This window comes from Microcoleus sp. B4-D4, assembly GCF_036705185.1.
In the GTDB taxonomy this organism is placed as follows: Bacteria; Cyanobacteriota; Cyanobacteriia; order Cyanobacteriales; family Microcoleaceae; genus Microcoleus.
In genome coordinates this window covers 13911-28302 of sequence record NZ_JAUBTX010000038.1, presented here as the reverse complement: position 1 = coordinate 28302, position 14392 = coordinate 13911, and the positions used below count along the sequence as shown (strand labels likewise).

12 protein-coding genes are annotated in these 14392 nt (G+C 46.4%); 9 read left to right on the top strand and 3 right to left on the bottom strand.

The annotated features are described in order from the left end of the window. Positions 1-6: 6 nt before the first annotated feature. A complete protein-coding gene (locus QUB13_RS22910) occupies positions 7-240 on the top strand; it encodes a hypothetical protein (protein ID WP_333385221.1) in 234 nt (77 codons plus the stop codon). 221 nt (positions 241-461) lie between these two features. On the opposite strand, the gene QUB13_RS22905 is transcribed toward QUB13_RS22910, so the two are convergent. Further along, positions 462-1997 (bottom strand): mercuric reductase, encoded by a 1536-nt coding sequence (locus QUB13_RS22905; RefSeq protein WP_333385218.1) that lies wholly within the window; start codon positions 1995-1997, stop codon positions 462-464. Between the two features lie 16 nt (positions 1998-2013). Further along, the gene (locus QUB13_RS22900; RefSeq protein WP_333385215.1) at positions 2014-2745 is read right to left on the bottom strand and encodes a TVP38/TMEM64 family protein; all 732 of its coding nucleotides are present in this window, start codon (positions 2743-2745) and stop codon (positions 2014-2016) included. 148 nt (positions 2746-2893) lie between these two features. Here QUB13_RS22900 and QUB13_RS22895 point away from each other — a divergent pair, with 148 nt between their 5' ends. Together QUB13_RS22895 and QUB13_RS22890 are read left to right on the top strand one after the other, a co-directional pair. Continuing rightward, a complete protein-coding gene (locus QUB13_RS22895) occupies positions 2894-3919 on the top strand; it encodes an isochorismatase (protein ID WP_333385212.1) in 1026 nt (341 codons plus the stop codon). Between the two features lie 20 nt (positions 3920-3939). After that, positions 3940-4188, top strand: coding sequence for a hypothetical protein (locus QUB13_RS22890; protein WP_333385208.1), 249 nt, complete (start codon positions 3940-3942; stop codon positions 4186-4188). 164 nt (positions 4189-4352) lie between these two features. On the opposite strand, the gene QUB13_RS22885 is transcribed toward QUB13_RS22890, so the two are convergent. Continuing rightward, positions 4353-5363, bottom strand: coding sequence for a cysteine peptidase family C39 domain-containing protein (locus QUB13_RS22885; protein ID WP_333385205.1), 1011 nt, complete (start codon positions 5361-5363; stop codon positions 4353-4355). Between the two features lie 461 nt (positions 5364-5824). Between QUB13_RS22885 and QUB13_RS22880 the strand changes: the two genes are divergently transcribed. The 6 genes from QUB13_RS22880 (at position 5825) to QUB13_RS22855 (ending at position 13830) form a co-directional block, all read left to right on the top strand. After that, entirely contained in the window at positions 5825-7282 is a 1458-nt protein-coding gene (locus QUB13_RS22880; RefSeq protein WP_442922197.1) for a CHASE3 domain-containing protein, read from the top strand. Positions 7283-7333: 51 nt separating this feature from the next. Next, on the top strand, positions 7334-7618 hold the full coding sequence (locus QUB13_RS22875) for a hypothetical protein (RefSeq protein ID WP_333385199.1): 285 nt from the start codon (positions 7334-7336) through the stop codon (positions 7616-7618). Between the two features lie 595 nt (positions 7619-8213). Beyond that, on the top strand, positions 8214-9611 hold the full coding sequence (locus tag QUB13_RS22870; protein ID WP_333385197.1) for a CmpA/NrtA family ABC transporter substrate-binding protein: 1398 nt from the start codon (positions 8214-8216) through the stop codon (positions 9609-9611). A 77-nt stretch (positions 9612-9688) separates the two neighbouring features. Beyond that, positions 9689-10534 (top strand): nitrate ABC transporter permease, encoded by an 846-nt coding sequence (ntrB, locus tag QUB13_RS22865; protein ID WP_333385195.1) that lies wholly within the window; start codon positions 9689-9691, stop codon positions 10532-10534. Between the two features lie 304 nt (positions 10535-10838). Beyond that, the gene (locus QUB13_RS22860) at positions 10839-12842 is read left to right on the top strand and encodes an ABC transporter ATP-binding/substrate-binding protein (RefSeq protein WP_333385193.1); all 2004 of its coding nucleotides are present in this window, start codon (positions 10839-10841) and stop codon (positions 12840-12842) included. 142 nt (positions 12843-12984) lie between these two features. Beyond that, positions 12985-13830 carry a nitrate ABC transporter ATP-binding protein gene (locus tag QUB13_RS22855; protein ID WP_333385190.1) on the top strand — a complete coding sequence of 282 codons (846 nt, stop codon included), beginning with the start codon at positions 12985-12987 and terminating at the stop codon, positions 13828-13830. The last annotated feature ends 562 nt before the right edge of the window (positions 13831-14392 follow it).

Below are 14392 nucleotides of genomic sequence, written 5' to 3'. Positions count from 1 at the left end.
TTAATTATGAGAGTTAAAATCAAACAAGAAATTTTACAGTTGATAGCTCAACATGATGGTAAGTGGTACTGGTATCAAATTGACCGCTACCTTAGCATTAATCATCCAGAAATTCCCGGCCCTTATCTTGACGAAATTAAGGTACTTAAAGAAGAGGGATTGATTGACGAGCGGAAATTTTATGGTTCTCAATTTAGACTGTACTGGATTACTGATGCAGGAAGAGCGCGATTACAATAGACCTCTTGCAAAAATAATTAGGATGGGCAAGATGCCCATCCCACAAAAATCATTTTTTATGGTGGGGTAGGCGTCTCGCCTGCCCTATAAATTGATGAAAAAGACTTTTGCAAGAGGTCTAATAATTTAGAACTATCCTATTTCGGTCTCCCATCTTCATGACATCCGTTACATCCCGTACATTGCTCGTTGCTGAATTTCCCTCTTCCTTCTTCCTTCATTTACCGCGTCCAAGCCAGCCAGCGGTTAAACAAATTTTTCACAAACGGCGTCAAACGAGTGCGATTGTAAGCATCTCCGGCTTTGCGAATAGCCTCAGCTTGCGTCGGATACGGGTGAATTGTGCTAGCAATTTTTCCTAAACCAATATTGTTAACCATTGCTAAAGTAATTTCGCTAATCATATCCCCGGCGTGTCGCGCTACAATAGTTGCACCTAATATTTTGTCGCTGCCTTTCTTGACGTTTATTTTCACAAAACCTTCCTCTTCGCCGTCAATAATTGCCCGATCGACTTTATCGAAAGGAATCAAAAATGTATCGACATCAATTCCTTGGGCTTGAATTTCGCGATCGCCCATTCCGACGCGCGCAATTTCTGGATCTGTATAAGTACACCAAGGTATCGTCAAAGCGCTGAGTTTTTTGCGCCCGAAAAATAGAGTGTTTTGAATCACCATTCTCGCGGCAAAATCAGCAGCGTGAGTAAATTTATGCTTCATGCAAATGTCCCCAGCGGCATAAATGCGGGGATTCGTAGTTTGCAAGTTGTCGTTGACAAATACGCCTTTTTGTGTATCGTATTCAACGCCGACAGCCTCTAGATTCAATCCTTCCACGTTGGGCGATCGCCCCACACTCACAATAATTTCATCTACTATTACCGATGCTTCCTGGTTGTGCAATTGATAATAAACTACTTTGCCTGCATTTGTTTGCTCAACGCGAGATATTTGGGATTCAAGTATTAGTTGAATTCCTTCGCGCAGAAAAACCTGCTGCACAATTGTCGCAGCATCCGCATCTTCCTTGTCCAAAATATGAGCATTTTTGTGCAGCAACACGACTTCCGAGCCCAGCCTGCGAAAAGCTTGAGCCAATTCACAGCCGATCGCCCCAGCGCCAATTACGGCCAAACGCTGAGGTCTTTCTGTGAGGTTAAATACAGTTTCATTCGTCAGATATCCAGCTTCCTGTAAGCCGGGAATTTGGGGTTGTCGCGCCCTTGCACCTGTGGCAATTACTGCTTTTTTAAACCGCAGAGTTTGACCAGCAACTTCAATGGTAGAATTGCTAGTGAAACTACCGGAACCTAAGAAAACATCGACTCCTAATTTGTGCTGGTAGCGTTCAACAGAATCAACATCGCTGATTCCCGATCTGATCCGGCGCATCCGTTCCATGACTGCGGGAAAATCCACTTCTGGATTGTTAGAAATATTAACGCCAAATTTATGAGCATTCCAGATATCGCCGACAGTGCGCGAGGATCTAATTAAACTTTTTGAAGGTACGCAACCGACATTCAAACAATCGCCACCCATCAAATGTTTTTCAATTAAAGCAACTTTGGCACCCAAACCAGCCGCCCCCGCAGCCACAATCAATCCGGCGGGCCCCGCGCCAATTACTACTAAATTGTAACTGCTAGCTGGCTGGGGATTCACCCAATCTGACGGATGCAAATAGGAGACTAATTTTTGGTTGTATTCGTCCATCGGGGGGACGGTTACGCGATCGACTTTTGACTGCGACACGAGCAAATTCTCCTAATTAAATAGTTTCATCCAAAGCCTTGCGAGCAATCTTAGTTATATATAAAGTTACTGCGACAGCAGCCGCAAAACCAATCAAATTTATCGACCATTTTACAGCTTCTGCTTGGGGACTTGTCGGTACAGTTGCCGTACCAATTGCAGCAATATCTCCTATCAATGAACCAGAGTAAACGTACATCAAAGTTCCCGGAATCATCCCGAAGGAACCCAACACGTAATCTTTTAAAGAAACTTGAGTAACTCCCAAGGCGTAATTCAATAAATTGAAGGGAAATAAAGGACAAAGGCGGGTTAAAAATACTATTTTAAATCCTGATTTAGCAACGGCGCGATCGAGGGCTTTGAACTTCGGGTGAGCTTCCATGTATTTTACCACGCGATCGCGCGACAGGTATCGCCCGATCGCAAAAGCAAAGGTAGCCCCTAAAGTTGCTGCGACAAACACGTAGATGGAGCCCCACCACAGGCCAAACAGCACTCCGCCTCCGAGGGTGAGGGCGGAACCAGGTACAAACAGTATAGTGGCTAAGTTGTAGGTAGCGATGAAAGCGACTGGGCCCCAAATGCCTAAATCCAGGATTTGGCTTAAAACAGTTGTTAAAAGTTGTTGAACGTAGGGAGATTTAGTTGCTACAATTAAGAGAGGGATGAAAAGGGCGATCGACAAAAACCAGAATTTTTGATTGTTTTTTTTAGGCGAATAATTGTGATTTAGTTCTGGTGGCATAATTCACCCGTAAATAGTTATTTGTATTATATGAGAGTATAGAGCATTTTTTTTGAACCGCAGAGGACGCAGAGGGCGCTGAGAAAGATATCAGAGAATGAGAGGTTATTTAAGTTATTGTTACAACTCACTCTAAAATAGACAGGCTATGATAGCAAAAAAGCAACTCCCAATTCCTGAATATTTCGAGGCAAAAAAAGTAGGCGAAGTTTGGCGCGTACCTTACCAAGAACGGGCTTGTCAAGCGAAAAATTGGGCGAAACAGCACGAAATTCTGCCCGCAGCCAGGGACACAAACCGCATTTGTTTGTTGATAATCGATGCCCAAAATACTTTTTGTTTGCCGGATTTTGAACTATTTGTAGGCGGGCGTTCCGGTAGCGGTGCAGTAGACGACAACCTGCGCTTGTGCGAGTTCATTTACCGCAATTTAGATAGAATTACAACTATTGCGCCGACAATGGATACCCACACTGCGATGCAAATTTTTCATCCAATTTTTTGGATAAACGATGCAGGCGAACACCCGCAACCAGCCGCCACATTAATTACTTTGGAAGACGTGCAAAAAGGTATTTGGAAAGTTAATCCAGCCGTCGCCGACAGCATCAGCGGTGGCAATTTTTCGGCACTGGAAAAACACGCTCTCCACTACGTGCAGAAACTCAGCGATGACGGCAAATTTCCCTTGACAATTTGGCCCTATCATTCAATGTTAGGCGGCATCGGACACGCCTTGGTTTCTGCTGTGGAAGAAGCGATATTTTTTCACAGCATCGCCCGCGAAAGTCAAGCACTTTTTGAGATTAAGGGCGGCAATCCCTTAACTGAAAACTATTCGGTTTTGCGGCCGGAAGTTTTAGACGGGCCGGATGGGGTTTCTATTGCCCAAAAAAATGCTAAATTTATCGATAAGTTGCTAGGCTTTGATGCGGTAATTATTGCGGGACAAGCGAAGAGTCATTGCGTTGCTTGGACGATTGATGATTTGCTAACGGAAATTTTGGCGCGAAATTCGGAGTTGGCTAAGAAAGTTTATTTGCTGGAAGATTGCACTTCGCCGGTGGTTGTTCCAGGTGTTGTTGATTTTACGGAAGCAGCAGATGCGGCTTTTCAAAGATTTGCTGCGGCGGGCATGAATGTGGTTCAATCTACTCAGTTTCAGCTAGAATAAAGATAAGTTAGCAACAGGCTATGACTATGACATTAGTATTTAATGATCTGAATAGCCTTGACCAAGTGCTAGAAACTGCTTTAAACCTAACCTACGAACAGCAGGAAATGTTGATTAAAATTCTCCAAAGCCGTCACCGCGAAAATCGTCGTGCAGAAATAGCTACAAATGCCCAACAAACCTTGGCTGATTTCCGTGCAGGCAAATTTCGACACCAGTCAGCCGAGGAAGTCATTGCAGCTTTGCGCCAATATTTATCAACTGATTGATCGAATCTAACTTACCCAAAAAACTCTCTATAGCGGTTCTCAAGCCTGGTGAGGATAGCCCTACGCCCACGGAGGCCAGCGGCACCTCATATGAGAGCTCGAAATGCTATATCTCTCTCAGCGCTCTCTGCGTTCTCTGCGGTTCATTAATTCCTATAATCTAATTATTTCCCATCCAATCTCGGCACGCCTTCTAAAAAAGGGCCGCTCAACATTAATTCAGTTATCCTATCTAACTTGCCGCTGATTGGCAATTTTTTATCTGTTTGAAATCGCTCGATATCTGCTTTCAAATCGCCACTATTATATCCTAATTTACTTAAATAACCAGCAGCCTGTTTGTCACTTAACAAGATATCGGCAGACCGAAAAATCGGCACGTATTCATTCCGCCAAACTAGGGCAAAAGTTGCTCTGTCTAAATAGAAAATCTTGCCCCGCGCCGGGTCTCCAATGGCTGCTAAGCTGTCGTTCATTCTCAGCAAAGCTACTGCGTGCGGTAGCTTGCGCGGGCCGTCAAACAGCCAAAATGCTAGCACTCCGGGGCGATTAATTTGCTGGATTTGCTCCCAAGTGGGCCCTAGTTCGATCGCATTTACACCCAACCCCCTCGCTGCTACAATCAACTGCGGCATCGAAGTGCCCAAGCGACTCGTACCCGCCAAACGCGCCACGCTAGATTCCGTCGCATCCATTCCCCAACGTCTCAACACTGTTGCTAGTGCCGCCGGTGCACAACTGCTGCTAGAAGTTTGCCGAAATACGCCGTTTGGTTGCAAATTGTCAAGTAAATCAGCATAAATTGGCGCGAGAAAATAAGCCTCAGCGCTGGTAAATCCGCCCAATCCCAGCAAGCCAATTAAAATTACTGCGATTACTTGCGATCGCCCGGTCAACCAACTTATGCTAAACCCAATACCGCAGACTCCCATCAGCATTACTCTGAGCAAAGTCCAAGTAACTTGCATCCCGTGCACGCGCCACTCGATCGGCAAAGCTGGTATTTGCGGCAGATTTAGAGCCAGGAGCAGCAAAGCAATATAAAAACCCAAAAACAGCAGGGCGATCGAATTTCTGCCCTTAAACAAATCGTTAGCGGTCACTCCCGATCGAACTAACAGCTTTCCAAAGCGCATTCCCCAGACAAACAGCACCGAACCTAGCACCAGTGTCACAAGTATTTCCATAAGTTCAAAATTTTGTTGCTTAACTAGGTTGTAACACGCTCTGCGATCGACTTAAACCCCAATCAATAGTAGGAGATAAGAAGAGTGGGGGAGAGAATTTGACGATGTTTGGGTTTCGTTCCTCAATTTATCGCTACAATCGAATAAACAGGATTTATCCAAAATCGAAGCAGGTAGAACAACCCTTAACCCTAAAGGCTTGACCTGCATCGCTTGCTCGAAATTAAGTTTTGCCAGATTTTTTCTCGATCCGTCTGAGTCAATGATTGAGTTAGTAAAGCAAGGAAAGCAAAAAGAATCGCTAGCAGTTTTTTCTACCAAGAAACGGTCATGAATTATGAATGAGTATTATGAATAAAATAACGGCTTTGGTGAAAAAGAGTCGAAAATTTTTGAGGCTGCAATTTCCAACGCAAAAGCAAACAAACAATCAAGGAGTTAAAAGTTAAATGCCACAAAATATTCTTCGGCTTAGTAAAGTGGTTCCGTTGGGCTTCGGCTCCATTTTTTTGTTAATGATTAGCATGGGATTTGCAACTAAATTGAGTATGGATAATTTAGCAGAAGCTATTGAGTGGCAAACGCACACTTATGTAGTCAAGACAAATTTGCAATCCCTAGAAAAAGATTTATTGGATGCTGAAACAGGACAGCGGGGGTTTATATTCACGGGTAAGGAGGAATTTTTAGAACCTTACAAAACAGGGATAATCGCTTTTGAGCAAACAGCAAATAAAACAAGAACCTTAATAAAAAATCATCCAGAACAACTTGAAAGATTGGAACAACTTGAAAACTTGGCTCAGCAAAAACTAGATGAATTAGCGGGAACTATATCTCTAAAAAGAGCGGGAAAAGAATCAGAACTCAGAGCCTTGGTGCTTTCAGGTAAAGGCAAAATATTGATGGATGAAATCAGGCATAAGCTGGCAGAAATGCTTAAGCTAGAAGATAATCTCCTGCTGCAAAGAACAAAAACAGCAAAACAGTCGGAGCAATTAGCGGCGAGCTTTTCGATAGGAGGTACGGTTGTTGCTGTAGTATTGGGTTCATTTATTGTATTGTTTATCTTTGTTAAAATTATCCGACCAATCAATCAGGTAGCAAATACGATCGCCTGTTCTTCTACAGAGATTGCTGCCACAGTTGAACAGCAGGAACGCACAGCCGCACAGCAATCTAGCTCTGTAAATCAAACTACAATCACAATGGATGAGTTGGGCGCGGCTTCCCAACAATCAGCCCAGCAAGCCCAAGCTGGTGCGGAATCTGCACGACAAGCTTTAAAGATCACTGAAAAGGGAACCCTAACAGTGGAGCAAACCCTGGAATCGATGACTGTATTGAAAGAAAATGTCGGGGCGATCTCCGCAGAAATTTTGCGATTGAGCGAACAAACCAATCAGATTGGCAATATCTCTACTGCTGTGACAGATTTAGCCAATCAAACGAATATGCTGGCACTGAATGCCTCAGTAGAAGCGGTGCGGGCAGGCGAGAACGCCCAAGGTTTTACTGTCATAGCCACAGAAATCCGCAAACTAGCAGATCAAAGTAAGAAATCTGCCGAGAAGATTAACAGCCTGGTCGTTGATATCAAGAATGCGATTGATTCCACCGTAACGGTGACAAAGGAAGGAACTAAAACAGTAGAAAAAGGAACCAAAATAAGTCAAGAAACGGCAGCAGCTTTCTCGGAAGTGGCAAAGGCTGTTAAGAATGTGGTATTGAACAATCAACAAATTTCTTTAACTGCCGAACAACAGGCCGTTGCCATTCAACAAGTAGTCGATGCGATGAACAGCCTCAACCTATCGGCAAAAGAAACCGCTAGTGGTATTACTCAAACCAAATTAGCCACTCAACAATTGAACGATGCAGCCCAAAATCTCAATTCAATTGTCTAAATGACGCTCTGTCTTTTGGGCTAGCAGACTAACAATTGATAGCATTAAGTCATGAATTGCGATCGCCACCGTCCAAGCTTGTCAAACAGCCGGCATTCAAGTCAAAATGTTCGCAGGCCCATCGCTACAGCTTGGACGAGGGAATTTCTGCCCTTAAACAAATCCTTAGCAGTAATGGACGATCGAACTAACACCGCAATTAGCTTTATTCTCCCAGTCAACGGCGGAGAATCGATGACAATTCGGTGTGGGAATTGTCTTGGCGGTAATTTGCAGATCATCTTTGCTAATTCTCCGTTTATCTTTCTCTGTGTTCTCTGCGTACTCTGCGGTTAAATCATTCCGAGCCAACTAGATATTCACTAAACCAAGATTTTGTCTGTATTGTGGACTACAATTAGCCCTAAATGAAACAAAGTACACATACATTAACAAAGTAAATGTCCGGTGGCCCAGATATTTGCAGCTTATTGACAATCGATTTGAATGCCGCCCGATCGCCATTCGCTACAACCTTTACCCAGCAGGTCTTGGTTTGAACCAGTTTTGATAAGCAAACCCGATCGCCCTTCCCAACGGTTCCTTATCGCTAGCGTTATCCGAAAAGATTTACTTATCAATCAAATTTAATAATTGTTTTATAATTTCCGCAAGAGTACGGTAGAGTTAATTATCAAGCCAAGGAAACGTGCGGCTCCCAAAAAGTGAGTTCACACAACTCGGTCGATCGCAATATTGAGTTAATCAAAAGTGTAAAATCAGCAGGGATATTTGAAAGACTTATGCTAACAATAAATCTTTCGACCCCTCCTGCTTTCCGTGCGCTCAAAATATTTCGCTAATAGACCTTTAGCAAACAGCAAAAAAGCGCTTTGATAAACTTCAGTGATGTCGTTACAGAAGATTTATGAATAGGAACGAAGGCTAGGCTATGACAAAATTTTCAGAGCAATTTTCCCGGCGTAAATTTATCGTTACCGCAGGTGCATCTGCAGTCAGTACAATACTCCTCAAAGGCTGTTTGGGAAATCCCCCAGAACCCGGTGCAACTGCAGGTGCCGGTACTAACACAGGTAGCAGCGCAGTACCTGCGGCCACATCAGCAGTTGCTGTGGCCAACGAGAAAAGAGTAGAAGGCATCGAAAGCACAAAGGTTATCTTGGGATATATCCCGATCGTTGAAGCAGCAGCGTTAATTATTGCCAAAGAAAAAGGTTTTTTTGCCAAATATGGAATGACCGAAGTGGAAGTCGCCAAACAAGCCAACTGGGGTTCGGCTAGAGACAACTTAGAAATTGGATCTGCAGGTGGCGGTATTGATGGAGGCCAGTGGCAAATGCCCATGCCTTATCAAATTAGTGAAGGTCTGATTACCAAAGGTAGCGTCAAAATTCCGATGTATGTTCTAGCCCAGTTGAACACTCAAGGAAATGGAATTGCGATCGCCGGAAAACACAAAGGCAAAGGCATCGGGCTCAAACTAGACCAAGCGGCCCAAGACTACATGAAAGGCCTCAAAAAAGCAGGCACACCCTTCAAAGCAGCCTACACCTTCCCCAAAGTCAACCAAGACTTTTGGATTCGCTACTGGCTAGCAGCTAACGGCATCGATCCCGACACAGAAGCCGAATTGCTAACAGTACCGTCAGCCCAAACCGTAGCCAACATGAAAACCGGCAGCATGGACGGTTTCAGTACCGGCGACCCCTGGCCCCTGCGGATCGTCCAAGAGGACATCGGCTTCATGTCCGCCCTCACAGCCCAAATCTGGAAAGATCACCCCGAAGAGTATCTAGCTATGCGCGGCGACTGGGTAGACAAACACCCCAAAGCCACCGAAGCCATGCTAGCAGGACTGATCGAAGCGCAGCAGTGGTGCGACAAACCAGAAAATCGCGCCGAATTAGTTGCCATTACTTCTGGCAGAAACTACTTTGACGTACCTCCGGCAGTTTTGACACCTCCCTACCAGGGCAAGTACATGATGGGTGATGGTCAACCAGAGATCGACGATTTCAAAATGAGCCCGCTGTACTGGAAAGACGGCCTCGGCAACGTTTCCTATCCTTATAAGAGTCACGATTTGTGGTTCTTAACCGAAAGCGTGCGCTGGGGATTCCTGCCAACCAAAACCTTGGCGGATAAAAAGATGATCGATAAAGTCAACCGCGAAGATTTGTGGAAAGCCGCAGCAAAATTGGCCGGAGTTGCTGATGCTGACATTCCTAAAAGTACGTCTCGCGGTATTGAAAAGTTCTTTGATGGCAAAGAATTTAACCCGGAAAAGCCAGAAGATTACCTCAAGAGTTTGGCGATTAAAAAAGTTTAATGGGTCAAAGCTGACCGTAATTTAGCATCAAAAAATTACGGTCATAAAAAATAGCGCAAACATAGGAGATTAATAGGATGGCTGTAAGTACAAATCGAAGGGATCGAGGCGCTGCACAAGGAGCGTTTGGAGAGTTTTGGAAGAAGAATTCATCAAATATTGTGCCGCCAATTTTAGGAATTTTGGGATTTCTGTTAGTTTGGCAATTCCTGTCGAGTACGGGACTGATCAAACTGCCGGGCCCGACGAGCGTTTGGACTGACGAACGGACTCGGATCTTGTTGCTGTATCCTTTCATGAATTCCAAAACCTACGGAATCGGCTTGTTTTGGCAGACTTTGGCTAGTTTGGAACGGGTAGCAAAAGGCTACACTCTCGCCGCTGCTGTAGGAATTGCTGGGGGTGTTTTGGTAGGTACAAATCCGTTGCTGAACAAGGCTTTAGACCCAATTTTTCAGTTTTTGCGGATGGTTGCGCCTCTGGCTTGGGTGCCGATCGCCCTGGCTGCACTACAACAAAACGAACCTGCTGCTTTGTTCGTGATTTTTATCACCGCAGTTTGGCCGATTTTGATCAACACCGCTGAAGGTGTCCGCCAAATTCCCGACGATTACAACAACGTAGCGAAAGTGCTGCAACTGACTCGGAAAGAGTATTATTTCAATATTTTGTTTCCGTCGGCACTTCCCTACATCTTCACGGGATTGAGAATTGCGATCGGGCTGGCTTGGCTGGCGATTATTGCAGCGGAAATTGTGATGTCGGGGATTGTTGGTATCGGCTTCTTTATTTGGAACGCTTACCAGCAAAACTACATCAGCGAAATTCTCTTAGCAGTTTTCTACATTGGGGCTGTTGGTTTGTTCCTCGATCGCATGATGGCTTGGTTGCAACACAAAATTGCTCCCTCTCAAGGCAAATAACTAATTTGGCAGTTGGCAGTTGGCAGTTGTCAGTTGTCAGTTGTCAGTTGTCAGTTGTCAGTTGGCAATTGTCAGTTGTCTACTCGTTCCCGGGCAGAGCCTGGGAACGCAGATGCTTTGGCTCTGCCTCGAATTTTACTCCTAGAAAAGTGAGGCAGAGCCTCGCTTACATGGGTTCCCAGGCAGAGCCTAGGAACCAGTTAAACCAGTTAAATTTCTAGCAGTTGTTCGATCGAAACAAATAACAAACAGTCAACAGTCAACAGCTAGCAAAATAACCAACTACAAAAAAGGCAAGAAAATCATGTCAGTTTTGATTGCGGTAGAACAAGTCGGAAAAACATTTAATTTATCAGACGGCGACACATACATAGCCCTCAAAGGCATCGATTTAGAAATTAAAAAAGGCGAATTTATCTCCTTAATCGGACACTCCGGCTGCGGCAAATCTACCTTACTAAATATGGTGGCAGGTTTGGATGTTCCAACAGAAGGATTAGTGACGATCGAAGGACAAAGAATTACCAAGCCAGGCCCCGATCGCATGGTAGTATTCCAAAACTATTCGCTGCTACCTTGGCGGACGGTCAGAGAAAACATTACCCTAGCCGTAGACTCGGTGATGAGCGGCTTACCCAAAGCCGATCGCCTCGAAATCATCCAAAAACACATCGATATGGTAGGCTTGGGGCCCCACTCCGAAAAGCAGCCTGCACTGCTCTCCGGCGGACAAAAACAGCGCGTGGCGATCGCCCGCGCTCTAGCTTTGCGCCCGAAACTGTTACTCTTGGACGAACCCTTCGGCGCTTTGGATGCTTTGACTCGCGGCAACTTGCAAGAAAAGTTGATGGAAATCTGCCAAGAGTACGAAATCAGCGCCCTGATGGTAACGCACGACGTTGACGAAGCAGTGCTGTTGAGCGATCGCATCGTCATGCTCACCAACGGCCCGGAATCGAAGATTGGCGGCATCCTCGAAGTAGACATCCCCCGCCCCCGCAAGCGCATGGAAGTAGTCACGCACCCCAGCTACTACGCCCTGCGGAGCGAAATGATTTACTTTCTCAACCAGCAGAAACGAGTCAAAAAACTGCGGGCGCGCAAAGTACCCGCGATCGCCCGCCACGGCCTAGAAAAAGTCAACCTCGAACTCGGCTTCATCCCCCTCGCCGCCTGCGCTCCCCTAGCCATCGCCAAAGAAAAAGGCTTATTTGCCAAACACGGACTCGATGAAGTCCACCTCGTGCGGGAAACAAGCTGGCGCGGCATCGTAGACGGCATCGCTGCAGGCTACTTAGACGCAGCCCAAATGCCCTCTGGGATGGCAGCGTGGTTGAGCTTGGGAGGCCACCAAGAAAAGCCAATACCAACCGTTACAGCCCTCACCATGAGCCGCAACGGCAACGGAATTACCCTGGCGAGGCGCTTTTACGACCAAGGGATCTACACTCTGGCAGATTTCAAAGAAATGTTGCGCCGAACCCCCGCCCAAACTCACCGCATGGGCATCGTTCACCCTTCATCGATGCACAACTTGCTACTGCGCTACTGGCTGGCTTCCGGCGGCATTGACCCCGATCGCGATGTTTCGCTCAAAAACATCCCTCCAGCCCAGATGATCGTGGACTTGCAAGGCGGCACGATTGACGGTTTCTGCGTTGGCGAACCTTGGAACCTGCGCGCGGCGATGGAAGGAGTCGGCTTTACTGTAGCTACAGATTTGGAACTGTGGCCCGGACACCCGGCAAAAATTCTGGGAGTTCGAGAAGAGTGGGCGAATGCTTACCCGAACACTCACATTGCTCTAGTCAAAGCTTTGCTGGAAGCTTGCCATTATTGCAGCGATCCGGCCCACGCTGAAGAAGTTTCCGAAATTGTGGCGGGACGCGAGTACGTCGCTACTGACAAGAGTTACATCCAAATGGGCGATCCGAAATCTGCAGCTTGCAATCTGGATACTCCGATGCGGGAATACGCCCACCACTTGTTCGCCGGAGACGGAGTAAACCGCCCCAGCCGCACCGAACAGTTGTGGCACATGGTGCAGATGGCGCGTTGGGGCGATACTGTGTTCCCCCGCAACTGGGTAGAAATTCTGGAACGGGTGGTGCGAGTAGGCCCCTTCAGCACGGCGGCCCGAGAGCTGGGGATGTCTGATATTACTTACACTCGGGGTTCTCTCCGCTTGTTTGATGGCTCGGTGTTTAATGCTGACGATCCGATCGGCTATCTCAACAATCTCGCGATCAAACGCGATTACACGATGGCTGAAGTGATACTGGATTCTGGCCGCAGAGCTGTTGCTTAAAAGGCGATCGTCATTGCGCCAAACGACCGCAATAAGATTAGTTCGTAGTGTGGACTTTAGTCCGCGATATGTTGCGGACTAAAGTCCACACTACAAACCGTGTTTGCGATCGCTAATCACCCACTAACGACCTCCAAAACCCATGATTAATACTTCTCCAAACCAGACGAACACCAAAACCCAAATCCAGCAACCGCACGATCGCCGCCAGCCGTTTTTGGTGATGGACAATGTTCATAAAGTATATCCAAACGGTTACAGGGCATTAGAAAACGTTAACTTGACCGTAGCTGAGGGAGAGTTTATTACTCTGATCGGACACTCTGGCTGTGGCAAATCCACACTATTAAATATGGTGTCCGGTTTTAGCCATCCCAGCGAGGGCACTGTGTCGATTAACGGGCAGCGGATTGTTAAGCCTGGCCCCGATCGCATGGTAGTGTTTCAGGGTTACGCTTTGTTGCCTTGGCGGACTGTGTTTGAAAATGTTTACATTGCCGTTAACGCTGTATTTCCTGAGAAGTCGAAGGCCGAAAAAAATGCGATCGTCAAAGATCATTTGGCGATGGTGGGACTGACAGAAGCTGCTGAGAAAAGACCTCCGCAAATTTCCGGGGGTATGAAACAACGGGTTTCCATCGCCCGCGCCTTAGCAATTCGTCCCAAGGTGCTGATTTTGGACGAACCCTTTGGTGCTTTGGACGCAATTACCAAGGAAGAATTGCAGGAAGAGTTGCTGAAAATCTGGAACGATCACCGCTGTACTGTGTTGATGATTACTCACGATATTGACGAAGCGCTATTTTTAGCCGATCGACTCGTGATGATGACTAACGGCCCGTCAGCGACCATCGGCGAGGTTATGGAGATTCCTTTCCCCCGTCCGCGCGATCGGGTACAAATGATGGAAGATCCCGAATACTACAACCTGCGGAACTACGCCCTAGACTTCTTGTTCCGCCGCTTCGCTCACGATGACGACGCTTAAACCCTTGGAGATTGGGACTTTAAAATGGGCAATGCTGGAAAATTAGAGCTCCAGCATTTCCCCAATTTCAGGGAACATCGCTGCGGGTGAGATGTCGCTGGTGCGATCCTCTTCGAGGGCTTCGCTAACGGGTAAACTGGAGCTTAATTGTTGGGGATAAGTTTTTCGACAAAGTTCGGATCTTTTTCTCAACTTTTACGTCTACCCGCTAAGAGACCCGATTGCCTAGCTGTCGGTAAGCTGGCATGAATTTAGCCCAACTTTGACTGAAGGTGGGCTTCTTTCCTATGTTATCCACAGTTTTTGCTAAATTGACACTTGGTGCATTCCACCCTTTTAAGTGTCACAGGCCCAATCTTGATTAGTGTTTTATCGATTAATATTTTGCCAATCTAGCAGTTATTTGTACGGAAACGGCACTGCCCTGTCCGGCGCTGGACTCTGCTTTTAACAACATAATCGGGTAGGGAAACGGCACTGCCGTCTCCGGCGCTGGACTCTGCTTTTAACAACATAATCGGGTAGGGAAACGGCACTGCCGTCTCCGGCGCTGGACTCTGCT

What these genes read in the sequence shown, in the direction of transcription:
- QUB13_RS22875 (WP_333385199.1), top strand. Translation starts at nt 7,334, where the DNA reads ATGAATTGCGATCGCCACCGTCCAAGCTTGTCAAACAGCCGGCATTCA.
- QUB13_RS22910 (WP_333385221.1), top strand. Translation starts at nt 7, where the DNA reads ATGAGAGTTAAAATCAAACAAGAAATTTTACAGTTGATAGCTCAACAT.
- QUB13_RS22855 (WP_333385190.1), top strand. Translation starts at nt 12,985, where the DNA reads ATGATTAATACTTCTCCAAACCAGACGAACACCAAAACCCAAATCCAG.
- QUB13_RS22880 (WP_442922197.1), top strand. Translation starts at nt 5,825, where the DNA reads ATGCCACAAAATATTCTTCGGCTTAGTAAAGTGGTTCCGTTGGGCTTC.
- QUB13_RS22890 (WP_333385208.1), top strand. Translation starts at nt 3,940, where the DNA reads ATGACTATGACATTAGTATTTAATGATCTGAATAGCCTTGACCAAGTG.
- QUB13_RS22900 (WP_333385215.1), bottom strand. Translation starts at nt 2,745, where the DNA reads ATGCCACCAGAACTAAATCACAATTATTCGCCTAAAAAAAACAATCAA.
- QUB13_RS22895 (WP_333385212.1), top strand. Translation starts at nt 2,894, where the DNA reads ATGATAGCAAAAAAGCAACTCCCAATTCCTGAATATTTCGAGGCAAAA.
- QUB13_RS22860 (WP_333385193.1), top strand. Translation starts at nt 10,839, where the DNA reads ATGTCAGTTTTGATTGCGGTAGAACAAGTCGGAAAAACATTTAATTTA.
- QUB13_RS22870 (WP_333385197.1), top strand. Translation starts at nt 8,214, where the DNA reads ATGACAAAATTTTCAGAGCAATTTTCCCGGCGTAAATTTATCGTTACC.
- ntrB (WP_333385195.1), top strand. Translation starts at nt 9,689, where the DNA reads ATGGCTGTAAGTACAAATCGAAGGGATCGAGGCGCTGCACAAGGAGCG.